Consider the following 17,803-nt stretch of genomic DNA (forward strand, 5'->3'; position numbering starts at 1 on the left):
TGAAAAATTATTTTAGTTATACTGCTCGGTGTTCTTTTTGACAAGCAATATGTTTCAAATATGTTAACTATATCAACTTATTTTTTGCCCATTGCAAACCGGATTGATAGTCTTCCGGTAGTTCCGCCGCTAATTTGTCTAATTGTGCGATAATCACCTTTTTATCCGGATGGGAAAGGTTAATGTGACCCACTTTGCGTCCCGGACGGACTTCTTTGCCATACCAGTGTAATTGTGCAAAGGGCGTATTTAGCCATTGTGGGTTATGCGCAGTGCCAATTAAATTCACCATTACGCTTGGCGCAGAGACCTTTAATTGCGGCGTCGGTAAATCTAACAATGCCCGCAAATGCAATTCAAATTGACTCACAGCGCAGCCCAGTTGTGTCCAATGACCACTGTTATGTACGCGTGGCGCAAGCTCATTAATTAAAAGCTGATCGCCTACCACAAAACATTCCATTGCCATCACGCCCACATAATTGAGCGCATTCATGATTTTGCCTAACATCATTTCAGCTTGCTGTTGCTGTGCGGCTTGTTGTGGGAAAGTGACGTCCATGACACTGTAACGTAAAATACCATTTTGCTGTAAATTGTGGGTGACCGGATAAAAACGGGTATCGCCGTTTCGGAAACGGGCACCCACGAGAGACACTTCGTAATCAAAGGGAATGAATTTTTCCGCAATGGTTTCTCCGAACAGATCTTCCGTGATTTGAGCTTTGTTTTCATCAGACACAATCCACTGTCCACGTCCGTCATAACCACCCATGCGACGTTTAACGACAACTTTCTCACCAATATGCTGAAATACCTCCGCCCATTGCGATGGTTCTTTTAGCAGACACCAAGGCGAAGTCGGAAGGTGTAATTTATCTAATAAGGTTTTTTGGCTTAAGCGATCGGCTAATTGTGCAAAGACTTTTTGATTGACGAAATTGGCGTGATTACCGAGAAGTGTGGTGAGTGGCGTTTGTTCCCAACGTTCGATTTCCGCAGTAATAATATCATCAGGCGATAATTCAAACACCGGCGCATCGAAAGGCAACGGTTGAACATGAATATCTAAAGGTGCACCGGCATAGCGTAACATTCTGCCGAGCTGTCCATTGCCAAGCACATAAATCGTCGGGTAGAGGGCGGATTTTTGCATAGTATTCTCATTGATTTTTATTGATGGCACAAACGTTCATGTTTGCACTACCTTTAGTTACTTATTAAAAAACACGGAAAAAAAATGACCGCACTTTTTAGGTTGAGCATGGATAAAGTGCGGTAGATATTTTCGTTGTTTTTAACGTCGCGGGTCCGGATTGTCTAACACGCTTTGTGTTTGCGCCTGTCTGAACTCATGTAAGCGTTGGGCTAATTCTGCATTATTCATCGCCAAAATTTGCGCAGCTAATAAGCCTGCGTTTGCTGCACCGGCAGGCCCGATGGCAAGAGTGCCGACAGGAATCCCTTTGGGCATTTGCACGATAGAATAGAGGCTATCGACACCACTTAAAATTGAGCTTTTCACTGGAACGCCAAGTACGGGGACGATGGTTTTAGCAGCAATCATGCCCGGCAAATGGGCTGCACCGCCAGCACCGGCAATAATCACTTGATAACCCTTTTGATGTGCGGTTTCGGCAAACTGGAAGAGTTTATCGGGGGTGCGGTGTGCAGAAACAATCTCTACGTGATAAGGAACTTGTAATTGATCGAGGATTTGCGTGGCTTCTTGCATGGTTGCCCAATCACTTTGAGAACCCATTACAATCGCGACTTTTGGGGATGTTAAAGACATTTTTGCCTCATTCTTGGAGATAAAAAACGGCGCTAGAATAGCATAATGCGCAAACGTTTGCGATAACTTTGCCAAAGAAAATCCATTTGCAACTTAATGCTAAAAATCATATCCTTAACGGCACTTTTTAGCCCTTAGAATTAGGTTGTTTTATGCTCGCTAAAGCCAAATATAGAAAAGATTATCAAACTCCCGATTTCACGGTAACCGATATCCATCTCGATTTTCAATTAGAACCGGAAAAGACCCTGGTGGTTGCCACAAGCCAATATCAACGTCTTAATCCAAACAGCACCACCCTGTGCCTAGACGGACAGGATTTTCAATTTTCTTCCATTAAATTAAATGGAACACCCTTTACACAATATCAACAAGATCCGGAAAGTTTGACGCTAAATCTTGAGCAAATCGATGCAAATCAGTTTGAATTGGAAATTACAACAATTTTAAATCCGGCAGCCAATACATCACTACAAGGTTTGTATCAATCCGGTGACTCTTTTTGTACACAATGTGAAGCGGAGGGCTTTCGTCAAATTACCTATATGCTAGACCGTCCGGATGTCTTAGCGCGTTACACCACGAAAATTACCGCCGATAAAGCGAAATATCCTTTTTTACTTTCTAATGGCAATCGCATTAACAGCGGCGATTTAGACGATGGCCGCCATTGGGTTGAATGGAATGACCCATTCCCGAAACCAAGTTATTTATTTGCGTTAGTGGCAGGCGATTTTGATGTGCTGAAAGATCAATTCATCACGAAAAGTGGTCGTGAAGTGGCATTAGAATTGTATGTGAATCGTGGCAATTTAGATCGCGCTGATTGGGCAATGCAAAGTTTAAAACGTGCTATGAAATGGGATGAAGAACGTTTTGATTTAGAATATGACCTCGACATTTACATGATTGTCGCCGTGGATTTCTTCAACATGGGCGCCATGGAAAATAAAGGGCTGAATATTTTTAATGATAAATATGTCTTGGCAAATCCACAAACGGCAACCGATGACGACTATTTAGCCATTGAAAGTGTCATTGCGCATGAATATTTCCACAACTGGACAGGGAATCGAGTCACTTGCCGTGATTGGTTTCAACTAAGTTTAAAAGAAGGGTTAACGGTTTTCCGTGACCAAGAATTTTCCTCTGACACAGGCTCCCGCCCGGTAAATCGCATTAATAACGTGAAGTTTTTGCGTACCGTACAATTTGCTGAAGACGCAGGACCGATGGCACACCCGATTCGCCCGGAAAAAGTGATTGAAATGAATAACTTCTATACGGTTACTGTGTACGAAAAAGGCGCGGAAGTGATTCGTATGTTGCATACCTTATTAGGCGAAGAAGGCTTTCAAAAGGGCATGAAGTTATATATTGCGGAAAACGATGGCAAAGCGGCAACCTGTGAAGATTTTGTGTCTGCCATGGAGCGCGCCAATAATTTGGATTTAGCCCAGTTCCGCCGCTGGTACAGCCAATCCGGCACGCCGGAGTTGACCATCAGTGATCGTTACGATGAAAAAAATCACGTTTATCAATTACAGGTTTCTCAATTAACGCCACCAACGGCAGATCAAATGGAAAAAGTGAATTTACACATTCCGTTGAAAATTGCGTTATATGATGAAAAAGGTGCAGCACAAACCCTTTATGATGCCAATGGTGTTGTGGATAATGTGTTAAACATTACACAAAAAGACCAAACCTTTGAATTTCATAATCTTTACACTAAGCCGATTCCAGCCTTGTTATACGATTTCTCTGCACCAGTGAAATTGGATTATGATTATTCCTCTTCACAACTGATTACCTTGCTAAAATGTGCTGAAAATGGCTTTATTCGTTGGGATGCGGCGCAAATGTTACTGGCTTCTGAGTTACGACGTAACGTCTCTCACTATCAACAAGGACAACCGCTAGAATTATCGGCGGAAACGGCAGCCGTGTTTTATCAAGTTTTAGATAATTATCAAAAGGATATTGAGTTAACCAGTTTGATTCTCACGTTGCCGAAAGCGACAGAATTTGCGGAATTATTTAAAACCATTGATCCGGATGCCATCAGCGCTGCCAGGGAGTTTATGGCTGTCGCAATTGCAGACAGCTTACAAGAGGTATTGTTAAGAACTTACAACGCCATTCGTTTGGATGAATACAACATCAATCGGGAAGACATTGCTTTACGCAAACTACGTAATGTCTGTTTAAGCTATTTAGCCTACACCAATATTGGCAATAATCTGGTGAACAAACATTACACCTATTCCAATAACATGACCGATACACTCGCCGCCTTAACTTCTGCGACACAAGCGAAGTTGGCTTGTCGAGATGGGTTATTAGCAGATTTTGAGCAAAAATGGCATCACGACGGCTTAGTCATGGATAAATGGTTTGCTTTACAAGCGACTCGTCCGGAAGACAATGTATTGCAAAACGTCATTCAACTGATGGAACATCCAAGTTTTAACTTTAACAACCCGAATCGCTTGCGTGCTTTAGTGGGGACATTCGCTAATCAAAACTTGAAAGCTTTCCATGCGATTGATGGTTCCGGCTATCGTTTCTTAACGGAAATTTTAATTAAACTGAACAAAAGCAACCCACAGGTGGCTTCTCGGTTAATTGAGGCGTTAATTCGTTTTGCACGTTATGATGCGCAGCGCCAAACCTTAATGAAACGTGCGCTAGAACGCATTAGTGAGACAGCGGATTTATCTCGCGATTTATTTGAGAAAATCGAAAAAGCGTTACAGTAAACATGAAAAGTGCGGTTAAATTTAACCGCACTTTTTCTATTCTTTTCACAGTTAACTATCCGGAGAGATAAACGAGTATGTATTCTTTCATTCGTAAAGGAATTTTTTCCCTTGATCCAGAAGAAGCCCATAATTTAGTGATAAAAGCCCTTGGCTTAGCAGGACATTCGCCAGTTCATTTTTTATTAAAACAACTTCTAAATTGTCCACAAGGTAAGCCGAAAACCGTCATGGGGATTGAATTTAAAAATCCTATTGGTCTGGCAGCGGGTGCAGATAAAAATGCGGAAGCGATCGATGGTTTTGGTGCCATGGGATTTGGTTTTATTGAAGTGGGCACCGTGACGCCATTAGCGCAAGAGGGCAATGCCAAACCACGCCAATTTCGTTTGATTGAAGCTGAAGGCATTATTAATCGAAACGGTTTCAATAATTATGGTATCGATCAGCTGATTGAAAATGTCAAAAAATCCCACTATGACGGCGTGTTGGGAATCAACATTGGTAAAAATAAACTGACGCCCTTAGAACAAGGGAAAGATGATTATCTGATTTGTTTGAATAAAGCCTATAACTACGCCGGTTATATTACCGTGAATATTTCTTCGCCTAATACGCCGGATTTACGCCAGCTGCAATATGGTGATTATTTTGATGATTTGTTGAAAAGCATTAAATCCCGTCAACAAGAATTAGCGACACAATACGGCAAATATGTGCCGATTGCAGTGAAAATTGCACCGGATTTAACGGAAAGTGAGTTAATTCAAATTGCCGATACCTTGCTGCGTCATAAAATGGACGGTGTCATTGCGACCAATACGACGATTTCTCGCGACAACGTCACATATTTAAAAAATGCTGAGCAGCAGGGCGGATTAAGCGGAAAACCCTTACAACAGAAAAGCACAGAAATTATTAAACGATTACACCAAGAACTCAAAGGGCAGATCCACATTATTGGCAGCGGCGGCATTGATGGCGTGCAAAATGCTCAAGAAAAAATCCAAGCCGGCGCCGAGCTTTTGCAAGTGTATTCAGGCTTGATTTATCATGGACCGAGATTAGTTAAAGAATTGGTTCAAGCAATTAAATAAGAGAGTAACGAGATGAAAACCTTATTTTTAACTTCTTATTTTTCAGGTGTGGGAAATCTGTTTAGAAATTTTATACAAGAACAAATATTAGCCAAACAGGTATTATTTATCCCAACTGCCGGCAATGTAGAGCATTATGTAGGCTATATTGATGAAGCGAAATATGTGTTTCAGACATTAGGATTCTCCGTAGATATTTTAGATATTGCCAATACATCTGAAGTGGTTATCAAGGAAAAAATAAAACAAACACCATATCTGTATATTTCAGGTGGCAATACGTTTTATCTGTTACAAGAATTAAAGAAAAAAAATTTACTTGAGTTGATTAACTTACGAATTTCAGAAGGAATGGTGTATATCGGAGAATCTGCAGGAGCAATAATTACTGCTGGTAATATTAAATACAACCAAATTATGGATGATAAGATGGTTGCTTCCGAATTGACTGATTATTCTTCACTCAATCTCGTTAATTTTGCCATTGTGCCACATTATGGTGAGTTTCCTTTTGAAGAAAGTGCAATGGAAACCATTCGGGCTTATCAATCCACATACAATTTATTTCCAATCAATAATCATCAAGCGGTTATTGTTAAAGAAAATAATTATGAAATTAGAACAGAATCGTAGGTTAACACATGACAAAATACGATTTACATTGCCATAGTACAGCTTCCGATGGGATATTATCGCCTACTGAGGTGGTTTTGCGTGCTCATGAAAAAGGCGTGAATGTACTGGCATTGACCGATCATGATACGGTAGCCGGCGTACCTGAAGCCCGTAAACAGGCTGAGGCGTTAGGCATTCAGCTCATTAATGGGGTAGAGTTATCGACCCTTTGGGAAGGTCATTCTATTCATATTGTGGGATTAGGGTTCGATCTTTCACATGAAAAAATGACCGCACTTTTAGCTGAGCAAGCGAAATTACGCGAGATTCGAGCTCAGGAAATCGGGGCAAAGTTAGAAAAAATCGGTGTAGAAAATGCTTACTCGGAGGCAAAAAAATTAGCCGGCGAAGGAGAAGTGACCCGAGCGCATTATGCCCGCCATTTAGTGCAAATTGGCAAAGTTTCTAACGATGGTCAAGCCTTTAAACGTTATTTGGGGCAGGGTAAATCTGCTTATGTCAAGCCACTGTGGGTTGATATTCCAACGACCATTGACATCATCCATCAAGCCGGTGGGCTTGCCGTGTTTGCGCATCCGTTGCGTTATACCATGACCATGAAATGGGTACGAAAACTGACGGAGAGTTTTAAAGCATGGGGCGGTGATGCCATTGAAATTTCCGGTTGTGGACAAAGTCGCGACCAGTATCAATTATTGGTAAAACTCGCGGAAGAACATCAACTTGCCGGCTCTATGGGGTCTGATTTCCATTTTCCTTGTGCATGGGTGGAGTTAGGCAGACTCGCACCGTTGCCGGAGCACATTCCTTTTGTTTTAGACATAAAAAATGACCTTGCTTAATTGCAAGGTCATGTAAAACGAAAATGTACTTAAAAAGGACCGCACTTTTACGGTTTTGTCTTACATAAATCCAGCTGAGTAATAAAATCAATGAAGGCTTTGACTTTGGCAGCAAGATGACGGCGGTGCGGATAAACAATGTGTAGATCTAAATCTTGTTGTCGGTAGTCCTCTAAAATTTCTACCAATTTTCCCGAAGCCAATTCTTCCTCAATAAAGAAGCGTGGCGTGTTAATAATGCCAACACCGTCAACACATAATGAAGCAAGCGTTAAGCCATTATTACAGACCAGTTTGGAACGCATTTTAACGCGCTGAATTTTGTTGTGTTTGTTGAATTCCCAATAAATTTGGTTGCCTGTAGCTTTGTATAAAAGGCAGTCGTGATGTTCTAATTCTTCCGGCGTTTGCGGGGTGCCGTGTTTGGCAAGGTATGCCGGCGATGCTACAAAATGCATAGAAGAGGTTGCGACTTTTCGGGCAACCAGTGAGCTATCTTGCAAATAGCCGATTCGTAAAGCCAAATCAAATCCTTCACTCACCAGATCGATAACGCGGTCATTAAACTCAATATCGATATGTAAATTGGGATGCGCTTTAACAAAACTCGCTAAATTGGGCGTAATAAATCGCAAACCGAAATCGCGTGGCACGGAAACCGTTAAATTGCCATAAAGGGAGGTAGAGAGATTGCTGATGCTGGATTCAGCCTCTTCCAATTCCAATAAAATGGGCTGGCAACGCTGATAATAGAGGCTGCCGGCTTCCGTTGGCACAATCTTACGGGTGGTTCGTTGTAACAAACGTATTTTTAACTGTTCTTCTAATTGAGACACCAGTTTGCTTGCCATGGCAACAGAGATATTTTGCAGTGCGGCCGCTTTGGTAAAACTTTGAGTTTCAATCACTTTACAAAAAATTGAAATTGCATTGAGTTTGTCCATTTATCGCGCCTTTTGGAAAAAAGTAGTTGACCTGACTAAAGATAGTTAGCAATATATCGGGCAATTTTACACAAATTAAACAGAATTAGGTAATAATAATGAGTAAATCCTTGGTTATTGTGGAGTCACCGGCAAAGGCGAAAACCATTAATAAATATTTAGGAAACAATTATGTGGTGAAATCCAGTGTCGGGCATATTCGTGATTTACCCACGGTAGGTTCTGCAAGCGGTGAAAAAGCCAAGCCGATCTCAACCAAAGGGTTAAGTGCCGAAGAAAAGCAGGCGCTAAAACAAAAGAAAGAACAAGATGCCTTAGTCAAACGTATGGGCGTTGACCCATATCACAGTTGGAAAGCCAATTACCAAATTTTACCGGGCAAAGAAAAAGTTGTTGCCGAATTAAAGTCTCTCGCTAAAAATGCCGATCATATTTACCTCGCCACCGACTTGGATAGGGAAGGAGAGGCCATTGCATGGCATTTACGTGAAGTCATTGGCGGTGATGATGAACGCTTTAGCCGAGTGGTATTTAATGAAATTACGAAAAATGCGATCAAACAAGCCTTTGAACATCCTGAGCAGTTAAATATGGATCGTGTGAACGCCCAACAAACCCGTCGTTTTTTAGATCGCGTAGTGGGGTTCATGGTGTCGCCATTACTTTGGAAAAAAGTGGCAAGAGGATTATCTGCCGGACGCGTTCAGTCTGTTGCGGTAAAATTAATTGTGGAACGTGAACGGGAAATTAAAGCCTTTGTACCACAAGAATACTGGGAAGTTTCTGTGTTAACCGACACCGCAAAACATGAACAGATTCGTTTGGATGTGGTGCAGTTTAAAGGTAAAAAATTTGAGCCGAAAAATGCGGAACAGGCACAAAGTGCGGTGGATTTTTTAGCTAAATCTAATTATGTCATTTCTGATTTAGAAACGAAACCGACCAGTTCTAAAGCGCGCGCACCGTTTATTACCTCAACATTACAACAAACAGCCAGCACCCGTTTAGGTTTTGGTGTGAAGAAAACCATGATGTTGGCACAGCGTTTATATGAAGCCGGTTATATTACTTATATGCGTACGGACTCGACTAATCTGAGTCAAGATGCGTTAAATATGGTGCGCAGTTATATCGAAAAACATTATGGCGCACCTTATTTGCCGACCAAGCCGAATTTCTATTCCAGCAAAGAAAATGCACAAGAAGCCCACGAGGCGATTCGTCCATCAGATATTCAAATTGGTTCGAATGATTTAGTGGGGATGGAAAAAGATGCAGTGCGTTTATATGATTTAATTTGGCGCCAGTTTGTAGCCTGCCAAATGCCGCCGGCTCAATATGACAGTACCACTTTAACAGTCAGAGCAGGGGATTACACCTTAACGGCCAAAGGGCGTATTTTACGCTTTGATGGTTGGACGAAAGTATTGCCACAATCCGGAAAATCAGCGGAAGATCAGGCCTTGCCTGATGTGGCCGTAAATACCACACTGAATTTGTTAAGTGTGGAACCTCAACAGTATTTCACAAAACCACCGGCACGTTTTTCTGAAGCTGCATTAGTAAAAGAGCTGGAAAAACGGGGGATTGGCCGACCTTCGACTTATGCGGCCATTATTTCTACGATTCAAGAACGCGGTTACGTGCGTACAGAAAATCGCCGTTTTTATGCAGAAAAAATGGGGGAAATTGTGACCGATCGCTTAAATCAGTCGTTTGCTGATTTAATGAGTTACGATTTCACTGCCAATATGGAAGATGTGTTAGACCAAATTGCTTCCGGTACAAAAGACTGGAAAACGGAATTAAACCAATTCTTCAAAGATTTTTCTACGCAGTTGACCAAGGCAGAATTAGATGAATTAGAAGGGGGGATGCGCCCGAATAATTTGGTCGAAACAGATATTGTTTGCCCGACTTGTGGCCGTAATATGGCAATTCGAACCGCCAGTACCGGTGTATTTTTAGGTTGTACCGGATATGCCTTACCGCCAAAGGAACGTTGCAAAACCACCATTAACTTGATTCCGGAAGCCGAATTATTAAACGTGTTAGATGAAGCGTCTGAAACCAAAGCATTAATGGAGCGTAAGCGTTGCCCGAAATGTGGTACAGCAATGGATAGCTATATTCTTGATCCACATCGTAAATTGCATATTTGTGGTAACAATCCGAATTGTGACGGTTATTTAATTGAAGAAGGTAAATTCAAAATTAAAGGTTATGATGGCCCGGTTGTTGAATGTGATAAATGTGGCAGCGATATGCATCTAAAACTCGGTCGTTTTGGTAAATACATGGCTTGTACGCAATGCGATAACACCCGTAAGATTTTGAAAAATGGTGAAGTTGCACCACCGAAAGAAGATCCGATTCATTTCCCGGAATTAAAATGTGAAAAATCCGATGCGTATTTTGTACTCCGTGATGGTGCCAGCGGTGTATTTATGTCTGCGCATAACTTTCCAAAATCCCGTGAAACGCGCGCACCAAAAGTTGCAGAGTTAGCATTATATCGTGATCGTTTGCCGGAGAAATTGCGCTACTTAGCCGATGCACCACAAGTCGATCCGGAAGGCAACGCAGCCATTATTCGTTTTAGTCGCAAAGAAAAACGCCAATATGTTACCTCTGAAAAAAATGGCAAAGCCACCAAATGGATTGTCGATTTTGTGGATGGCAAGTGGGTCGAGCGGAAGAAATAATTGCGTAGAGTAAATTTCATCCGATAATTTAGCATTTATCGGATGAGATATGATAAAAAAGGCTAAGTTGTAAAAACTAGCCTTTTTTGTTTTAGAAAGTTTAGTTGCTTGCTGTTGCTAATGCCGCTAAATCTTTATCAACAAGGAACAAGCCTTTACCATCTTCACCAAGAAGATTTAATTTATCCAAAATACGACTAAATAATTTCTCTTCTTCATGTTGTTCTGCAACATACCATTGTAAGAAGTTGAATGCAGAGTAGTCTTTCTCTTCAAAAGTTCTACCGACCAACTCATTGATCTTACTGGTAATTAATTTTTCATGTTGATACGTTAATTCAAGGACTTCTTTTAATGATTTAAATTGATGTGGTGGCTCATCAATTTGAGTAATCACTGCCAACGCACCTGTTTCATTTAAATAGGTAAATAATTTACGCATATGTTGCATTTCTTCGGCAGCATGCGCAGATAAAAATTTAGCCGCGCCTTCAAAACCTTGTTGTTCACACCATGCACTCATTTGTAAATATAAATTTGAAGAATAAAATTCCAAATTCATTTGGTCATTTAATAGTTTAACAACGCTATTTGATAACATCTTATTTCTCCTATTCTTATAACGTTTTTAATTCACGGTCAATGTAATAAAGTGCGGTACCGCTGTCACCGAGAAGTTTAAATTTATCCACAATGCTGTTAAATAATTTTTCTTCTTCATGTTGTTCTGCAACATACCATTGCAAGAAATTAAAAGTAGAGTAGTCTTTTTCAGCGAAAGTGCACTCAACTAACTCATTAATTTTTGAGGTCACAAGTTTTTCGTGCTCAAGCGTTGTCTCAAAAACTTCTTTTAATGAAGTATAATCGTGTTTAGGTGCATCAATTTTACCTAATAACGGCATTCCGCTGGTTTCACTGACATAAGTAAATAGCTTTTGCATATGTTCTAATTCTTCATCAGCATGACGAAGTAAGAACGCTGCCGCACCTTCATAACCATGGTTATCGCACCATGCACTCATTTGTAAATAAACATTTGATGAATAAAACTCAAGGTTAATTTGTTCATTTAATTTGGTCGTAATTGCTTTGCTAAGCATAACTAACTCCTTTCCTTAATGATTTATAAGACAATCACAATACAACTTAATTTGCTGGGCGCATTCTATACACCTAATTGATAATCGTCAAACTATTTTTTCATTTATGCGTGATAACTTATTAATTTTAAATGTATTTATAACAACAACAATTCTCATTTAGATATTTTTCTTGAAATGAATTCTCAATTGCAATCAGGTTGACAGATTATGTTATGTATTTCGATAAAAAGAAGATGGTAAACATCTATATTGATTGTATGCATATCCCATTCAATTCTTCCTTCCTGAAAATAGATTTTAACGTCTAACGATGTTAACGATTCAAAATCTCAAAAATCTCGATGCGATAATGTTACACGGTAATAAGAGTAGTGAAGTTAAATTGTGACTTTTGATAATATATTATTTAACATAATATACATTATGCGAAATTAGTTATCGGGTGAGCAAAGGCTACGGATTAAGAAGATCACAGACTTATTCACAAGTCACACGTGCTAGTCAAACTAGACAGAATCTTGTTTTAATAAGGTATGTCACAAATAAAAAATAAAGTTATAGACTTTCATTTTGAAATGTCAATTTTCTTTCAAGAGAAAATGAATTTGAAAATAATATGAGATAGAGATTGTGCTACGTAAAAAGAGATTGCGCTACGTAAAATCTGAGTCGGTTGGTAGATTGATTATGTGAGATTTTTAAAATACATAAAAAACACGCTGAATGTTATCCAGCGTGTTTTCTGATTACGGGCTATTTAGTGACGTTGTCTCTTTTATACTGTTAAAAACATTAAAAAATTTAACCGCACTTTCTAACCAATGAGTTTACTGCCATATTCATAAACTTTTTGTAATAAAATCAGCTTCTCTTCATTGTTTGCATGTTGTGCGGCTAATGCTTGAAGACTTTGCTCAAATTGTAAAATTTCAGAGTCTAGTTTTTTCCGACAATATTTTTGCCATTTAATTTGTTCAGAACGGTTTAAGGTGCGATAAAAATGTCTGGCACGATAATGAAATAACAATTGAGGGATTCTTGGGTCTTGAAAACTCAGATTATGTTCAGCAAGCTTTTCAGGCTCCAAAGTGCGTAAAATCGCCATATTGTTTTTATCTGCATCACTAAAAAAGCCATTATAAAGCTCGGTTTCAACATTATCAGATGCCTCAAATTCACGTTCTTGTTGAAAAATATCCATGACTTTCTGGCGAATATCCTGAGATGCCAACAAACGTTGCTGATTTTGCATACATAATGCTCTATCAATCCCTAAACGTTCGGCATTTTGGGGCAATAAGGTTTTCTCCGGCGCCACAATAGGACATTTATTGATATGAATGAGCTTTAACGGAACAGGAAGCACGCCTGCCTCTAACAACGTTTCTTTCTTTGTATAAAGATTTTCACGCAACTCCTCTGCCGATTTTGTTAGCAGATCATCAATATTGGCTGTTAAATCACATACGATCACCGCATTTTTATTCGTTGGATGCCATGCTAAAGGCGCAATTAATGTCGTATTTCCACGATAATTGCCTAACATCCCCGACACATGCACTAACGGCGTCATTTCTGCAGTATTAATGAGCTTTTCAATCTCTTTTTTTCCACGATTTTCAAAGAAATAGTGAAATAACTTCGGTTGTTTTTGCTTAATTAACTTTGCCATTTCAATGGTAGCATACACATCGGACATGGCATCATGCGCATTGGTATGCTCTACTCCATTGGCTTTTGTCAATTTTTCTAAACGAAAACTCGGCATACCTTCATCATCTAAAGGCCATTCAATGCCATCAGGACGCAAGGCATAACACGCTCGCACTAAATCCAACAAATCCCAGCGGGAATTACCATTTTTCCAACTATATTCATAAGGGTCTATAAAATTGCGATAAAAAGTATAGCGTGTCATTTCATCGTCATAACGAATATTATTAAAGCCCATGACACAGGTATTTGGTTGGCTGAATTCCTGTAAAATCCGCGCAGCAAAATCTGGTTCCGGTAGGCCTTTTTCATTACACTCCTGCGGTGTAATGCCTGTCACTAACACCGCTTCCGGTGAAGGCAAATAATCGTTGGTTTGCTTGCAATACAACACAACGGGCTCACCGATAATATTAAAATCCGCATCTGTACGAATGCCGCCAAATTGCGCCGGGCGATCGGTTGCCGGATTGACACCAAAACTTTCATAGTCATAAATGAAAAAGCTGAAATCGTTTTTTGCCATTATTTTTCTCAAATTTAAGCCAAGATTTTATCTAGATAATACAAACAGAAAATTGCACACAAACTGAAAACAATACCTAACCAGTTAACTTTGCTGATTTTTTCTTTAAAAATTAATGCGCCGGTAATCGTACCTAAACAAATCACCCCAATGTTCATGCCGGCAAAAACCAATGTCGGATTCGAGCCAAAACTCTGGTGAGCTTTAATATAGAAAAGAATATTAAAGAAATTCAGCACACCTAAAATAATGCCGCCCACAAAACTGGCGACATTCCATTGAGTGCGTTTGAATAACAAGTAAATAAACATAATGCAGGCAGCCAAGGAAAACGCAATGAATAGCGTCGTTGGGAATGCTCCCCCACTTTTTGCGACTTGTTTAAACAAAATATCGATGATGCCATAACCAAACCACACACCAACTAAGCCCAAAACACCTCGAAAATTATTCGTAAGCTCACTTGTTCGCTTACTCACCCCTTCGGGGCCGTTGGTATAACCAACGTTCAAAAAACGTTGTTTTTTGTCGACCGCACTTTGTTGATTCGGTTTGCTTAAAAGACAAAACAACCCGACAAATGCCAACACAATACCGACGACTTTTGATTGGCTTAAGGTTTCGTGGAAAATCAAAAACGCAGCGAGAATGGGTAAAAATAAGGATAAGCGTTGTGCCGCATCAGAACGTACAATACCGGCAAATTCTACGGCTTTAGACATAATAATAAACACGCTTGGCAATAAAATACCTAATGCTAAGAAAATCGGCGTATTTTCGCTTTGTACGATAAAGTCAGTAAATTCAAGCCCTTTGAAATCCGGTTTTAATAAAAACCAACTCAGTGACAACGCCACAATATAGTTAAAGGCAATGGCTTGTTGAATCTCGATATGACGTTTGCGCGCAACTTTTAGTAAGACAGACACCGCAACGCTACAGAGAACGGCAATGATAAGGTTAAACATTTTTTATCCTAAATTTTACGATATAAAACAAATACGTGAAGTTTGCCAATTATCGTTATAGTGAGGCAATTTATCAACGATAAAATGAGGCTTTTAGGATCCTATCTAACAAACGCAGAAAATTTGTCATAAAAAATTCCCCCGAAGTACTAACCTAAGTACTAAAATAGGCGTAGAATGGCTTTGCATCTTTATTTTAAAGTTTAAAAAAAAGTTGAGTTTATTTATGTATCGGAAAGCGTTTGAATTAGCAAGATCGTTGCTCATTCTTTATCTTATGCTCTATCTTGGCGGTTTAGTCGCCCATTACGTACCTATTGGTATTCCATCGAGTATTTGGGGATTATTACTGCTGTTTACCTGCTTAATTTTGCGTATCGTCAAAGTGGAGTGGGTGATATTTTCCTCTCGTCTTTTAATTCGTTATATGGCGCTTTTGTTTGTGCCGGTCAGTGTGGGAATCGTCAAATATTCCGGCTTGCTCATGGATCAAATGAAAGAATTGTTGTTGCCGAATATTGTCAGTACTTGCGTTACCTTGGTTGTAATCGGTTTACTTTCTGATTATTTGTTTTCCCTCAAATCCTTTACGCACCTCAAACATAAAATCATGAAAAAACGGGCGAAGGAGGAATGATGTCTTATCTTGTTTATGCATATACGTTATTGACAATTTTAGCTTTCACGTTGGCAGTGAAAATCAATCAACGCTGGAAATCGGTGGTATTAAATAGCTTTGTGTTAACCGTATTGATGTTAGTGGCTGTCTTGCTGATCTTTCATTTGCCTTATGATAGTTATATGGCTGGTAATGCGCCGCTCAATAATTTGTTAGGCGTCAGTATTGTGGCATTGGCAGTGCCGTTATATGAGCAACTTCGACAAATCAGCCGTCACTGGCAGATTATTTTAATTACCACGGTGTCCGCGTCTCTCTTAGCCATGTTTAGTGGTGCGGTATTGGCGTTACTTCTTGGCGCGAAACCGGATATTGTGGCGACCATTTTACCGAAATCCATTACCACACCGATTGCCATGGCAGTATCTGAAAATTTGGGCGGGATTCCTTCCGTTGCTGCGGTGGGTGTCGTTGTTGCAGGTCTGCAAGGATCGATTTTTGGCTATTTACTCTTGAATAAAATCGGTTTAAAAAATCAAGAAGCGATCGGTTTATCAGTCGGGGCGATTTCACATGCGCTAGGCACGGTAAGTTGCATAGAAAATAATGCAAAAGCAGGGAGTTACAGTTCCATTTCTTTAGTATTGTGCGGTATCATTAGCTCAATTTTGGCACCTCTTGTCTTCAAATTGATCTACGCGTTGGTATAGCATGAAAAATCAAATTAATCCCCGTTGGCAGCAGCGTTTTATCGATGATAAACCACGGGAAAAAGACCACCGTCCGCCATTCCGTCGTGATCGCGGGCGTATTCTCCATTCCGCCGCTTTTCGCTGTTTACAGGCAAAAACGCAAATTCATGCTGTGGGCGAAAATGATTTTTACCGCACTCGATTAACCCACTCTTTGGAAGTGGCACAAATCGGCAGCAGCCTTGTGGCGCAACTCAAATTTGCTGAAGCCTTTGTCACCTTGGCACAACAACTTTCAACCGATACAAGTGAGCTAAAACAACAACTTAGCCCTTTATTACCGACCAATGATTTAATCGAAAGTTTGTGTTTTGCGCACGACATCGGCCATCCGCCTTTTGGGCATGGTGGCGAAGTGGCACTCAATTATATGATGCGCCATAATGGCGGTTTTGAGGGAAATGCACAGACTTTTCGCTTGCTCACCAAGCTTGAACCTTACACGCCTAATGCGGGGATGAATTTAACCCGTCGCACTATTCTTGGCATTGTGAAATACCCGACCATTTTGGATGTCTCTTCCGCACAATATGATCAATTCGCGGAAAGCCAATACAGTGATCCTCGTTATGTCAAAATCGCTGACTGGCGACCAGGGAAAGGATTATTCCGTGACGATCTTGACATGTTTAACTGGTTGCTCGAGCCGCTTTCTGAACGTGATCGTGCGTTATTCGGTTCACTCCAAAAAGTGCGGTCAAATCCGCAAGAGATTTTAAAGACCCGTTTCAAATCCCTCGACTGTAGCATTATGGAACTGGCGGATGACATCGCTTATGGTGTGCATGATTTGGAAGATGCCATCGTCGTCGGTGTGGTCAATGTGCAGCAATGGCAAGAGGCCTTGAATGCATTGAAAGACTGTCAATCAGATTGGATGCGACAACATATTGACGATATCAGTGCAAAACTGTTTTCTGATCAACATTACTTACGTAAAAACGCTATCGGTGCGTTAGTGAATTATTTCATCACCAATGTGCGTTGGAAAATTCAATCTGAATTTTGCGATCCGCTGTTGCGTTATAACGCAGAATTACCATCAGAAGTGGTGGGCGTGTTAAAAGTATTCAAAAATTTTGTCCAGAAATACGTGATCAATAATGTGGAAACGCAACGTGTAGAATATAAAGGTCAGCGTATTTTGACGGAGCTGTTCCAAATTTTTGATTCGGATCCGCAACGATTACTTCCAACCAATACCGCCAACCGCTGGCGGAATGCAGAAGAAAACGGTAAAAAACGCGTGATTTGCGATTACATTGCCGGTATGTCAGATGCGTATGCATTGAAAGTGTATCACCAGCTTTAAGCGCCTTTTCGGGCGTGCATGACATG

The 17,803-nt window shown here is 40.3% G+C and carries 15 protein-coding genes; 8 read left to right on the forward strand and 7 right to left on the reverse strand.

Features of this window, described 5'->3' with window-relative positions:
• Nucleotides 1–67: 67 nt before the first annotated feature.
• Both purK and purE read right to left on the reverse strand, forming a co-directional pair.
• A complete protein-coding gene (gene purK / locus AC30SF_RS04815) occupies nt 68–1,156 on the reverse strand; it encodes a 5-(carboxyamino)imidazole ribonucleotide synthase (protein WP_489607731.1) in 1,089 nt (362 codons plus the stop codon).
• Between the two features lie 141 nt (nt 1,157–1,297).
• Complete coding sequence (gene purE / locus AC30SF_RS04820; RefSeq protein ID WP_489607732.1) at nt 1,298–1,795, reverse strand: 5-(carboxyamino)imidazole ribonucleotide mutase; 498 nt, start codon at nt 1,793–1,795, stop codon at nt 1,298–1,300.
• A gap of 152 nt (nt 1,796–1,947) precedes the next feature.
• On the opposite strand from purE, the gene pepN reads away from it, so the two are divergent.
• The 4 genes from pepN to AC30SF_RS04840 all read left to right on the forward strand — a co-directional run bounded on the left by pepN (nt 1,948) and on the right by AC30SF_RS04840 (nt 7,132).
• Complete coding sequence (pepN, locus tag AC30SF_RS04825) at nt 1,948–4,557, forward strand: aminopeptidase N (protein WP_489607733.1); 2,610 nt, start codon at nt 1,948–1,950, stop codon at nt 4,555–4,557.
• 77 nt (nt 4,558–4,634) lie between these two features.
• A complete protein-coding gene (gene pyrD, locus AC30SF_RS04830) occupies nt 4,635–5,654 on the forward strand; it encodes a quinone-dependent dihydroorotate dehydrogenase (RefSeq protein WP_489607734.1) in 1,020 nt (339 codons plus the stop codon).
• A 12-nt stretch (nt 5,655–5,666) separates the two neighbouring features.
• Nucleotides 5,667–6,287: a Type 1 glutamine amidotransferase-like domain-containing protein gene (locus tag AC30SF_RS04835; RefSeq protein ID WP_489607735.1), complete on the forward strand. Its 621-nt coding sequence runs from the start codon at nt 5,667–5,669 to the stop codon at nt 6,285–6,287.
• 8 nt (nt 6,288–6,295) lie between these two features.
• Complete coding sequence (locus AC30SF_RS04840) at nt 6,296–7,132, forward strand: PHP domain-containing protein (RefSeq protein ID WP_489607736.1); 837 nt, start codon at nt 6,296–6,298, stop codon at nt 7,130–7,132.
• Between the two features lie 47 nt (nt 7,133–7,179).
• On the opposite strand, the gene AC30SF_RS04845 is transcribed toward AC30SF_RS04840, so the two are convergent.
• A complete protein-coding gene (locus tag AC30SF_RS04845; RefSeq protein WP_489607737.1) occupies nt 7,180–8,076 on the reverse strand; it encodes a LysR family transcriptional regulator in 897 nt (298 codons plus the stop codon).
• 98 nt (nt 8,077–8,174) lie between these two features.
• On the opposite strand from AC30SF_RS04845, the gene topA reads away from it, so the two are divergent.
• A complete protein-coding gene (gene topA / locus AC30SF_RS04850) occupies nt 8,175–10,781 on the forward strand; it encodes a type I DNA topoisomerase (RefSeq protein ID WP_489607738.1) in 2,607 nt (868 codons plus the stop codon).
• A 100-nt stretch (nt 10,782–10,881) separates the two neighbouring features.
• Here topA and ftnA (AC30SF_RS04855) read toward each other — a convergent pair whose 3' ends face one another.
• The 4 genes from ftnA (AC30SF_RS04855) to AC30SF_RS04870 form a co-directional block, all read right to left on the reverse strand.
• Complete coding sequence (gene ftnA / locus AC30SF_RS04855) at nt 10,882–11,382, reverse strand: non-heme ferritin (RefSeq protein WP_314171222.1); 501 nt, start codon at nt 11,380–11,382, stop codon at nt 10,882–10,884.
• Nucleotides 11,383–11,398: 16 nt separating this feature from the next.
• A complete protein-coding gene (ftnA, locus tag AC30SF_RS04860; protein ID WP_314116806.1) occupies nt 11,399–11,884 on the reverse strand; it encodes a non-heme ferritin in 486 nt (161 codons plus the stop codon).
• An 817-nt stretch (nt 11,885–12,701) separates the two neighbouring features.
• A complete protein-coding gene (gene sbcB / locus AC30SF_RS04865; protein ID WP_489607739.1) occupies nt 12,702–14,126 on the reverse strand; it encodes an exodeoxyribonuclease I in 1,425 nt (474 codons plus the stop codon).
• A gap of 14 nt (nt 14,127–14,140) precedes the next feature.
• A complete protein-coding gene (locus tag AC30SF_RS04870; protein WP_489607740.1) occupies nt 14,141–15,094 on the reverse strand; it encodes an EamA family transporter in 954 nt (317 codons plus the stop codon).
• Nucleotides 15,095–15,320: 226 nt separating this feature from the next.
• Between AC30SF_RS04870 and AC30SF_RS04875 the strand changes: the two genes are divergently transcribed.
• Genes AC30SF_RS04875 through AC30SF_RS04885 form a run of 3 tightly spaced genes read left to right on the forward strand, consistent with a single transcriptional unit; the run spans nt 15,321 to nt 17,777 of the window.
• Nucleotides 15,321–15,731 (forward strand): CidA/LrgA family protein, encoded by a 411-nt coding sequence (locus tag AC30SF_RS04875; RefSeq protein WP_314116803.1) that lies wholly within the window; start codon nt 15,321–15,323, stop codon nt 15,729–15,731.
• Entirely contained in the window at nt 15,728–16,423 is a 696-nt protein-coding gene (locus AC30SF_RS04880) for a CidB/LrgB family autolysis modulator (protein WP_489607741.1), read from the forward strand. The genes AC30SF_RS04875 and AC30SF_RS04880 overlap by 4 nt, the downstream gene beginning before the upstream one ends.
• 1 nt (nt 16,424) lies before the next feature.
• Nucleotides 16,425–17,777 carry an anti-phage deoxyguanosine triphosphatase gene (locus AC30SF_RS04885; protein WP_489607742.1) on the forward strand — a complete coding sequence of 451 codons (1,353 nt, stop codon included), beginning with the start codon at nt 16,425–16,427 and terminating at the stop codon, nt 17,775–17,777.
• Nucleotides 17,778–17,803 lie beyond the last annotated feature (26 nt).

The organism is Aggregatibacter valvarum, from assembly GCF_980468985.1.

Excerpts from the sequence above, each read along its gene's own strand:
- purK (WP_489607731.1), bottom strand. The coding sequence starts at position 1,156 with ATGCAAAAATCCGCCCTCTACCCGACGATTTATGTGCTTGGCAATGGA.
- purE (WP_489607732.1), bottom strand. The coding sequence starts at position 1,795 with ATGTCTTTAACATCCCCAAAAGTCGCGATTGTAATGGGTTCTCAAAGT.
- pepN (WP_489607733.1), top strand. The coding sequence starts at position 1,948 with ATGCTCGCTAAAGCCAAATATAGAAAAGATTATCAAACTCCCGATTTC.
- pyrD (WP_489607734.1), top strand. The coding sequence starts at position 4,635 with ATGTATTCTTTCATTCGTAAAGGAATTTTTTCCCTTGATCCAGAAGAA.
- AC30SF_RS04835 (WP_489607735.1), top strand. The coding sequence starts at position 5,667 with ATGAAAACCTTATTTTTAACTTCTTATTTTTCAGGTGTGGGAAATCTG.
- AC30SF_RS04840 (WP_489607736.1), top strand. The coding sequence starts at position 6,296 with ATGACAAAATACGATTTACATTGCCATAGTACAGCTTCCGATGGGATA.
- AC30SF_RS04845 (WP_489607737.1), bottom strand. The coding sequence starts at position 8,076 with ATGGACAAACTCAATGCAATTTCAATTTTTTGTAAAGTGATTGAAACT.
- topA (WP_489607738.1), top strand. The coding sequence starts at position 8,175 with ATGAGTAAATCCTTGGTTATTGTGGAGTCACCGGCAAAGGCGAAAACC.
- ftnA (WP_314171222.1), bottom strand. The coding sequence starts at position 11,382 with ATGTTATCAAATAGCGTTGTTAAACTATTAAATGACCAAATGAATTTG.
- ftnA (WP_314116806.1), bottom strand. The coding sequence starts at position 11,884 with ATGCTTAGCAAAGCAATTACGACCAAATTAAATGAACAAATTAACCTT.
- sbcB (WP_489607739.1), bottom strand. The coding sequence starts at position 14,126 with ATGGCAAAAAACGATTTCAGCTTTTTCATTTATGACTATGAAAGTTTT.
- AC30SF_RS04870 (WP_489607740.1), bottom strand. The coding sequence starts at position 15,094 with ATGTTTAACCTTATCATTGCCGTTCTCTGTAGCGTTGCGGTGTCTGTC.
- AC30SF_RS04875 (WP_314116803.1), top strand. The coding sequence starts at position 15,321 with ATGTATCGGAAAGCGTTTGAATTAGCAAGATCGTTGCTCATTCTTTAT.
- AC30SF_RS04880 (WP_489607741.1), top strand. The coding sequence starts at position 15,728 with ATGATGTCTTATCTTGTTTATGCATATACGTTATTGACAATTTTAGCT.
- AC30SF_RS04885 (WP_489607742.1), top strand. The coding sequence starts at position 16,425 with ATGAAAAATCAAATTAATCCCCGTTGGCAGCAGCGTTTTATCGATGAT.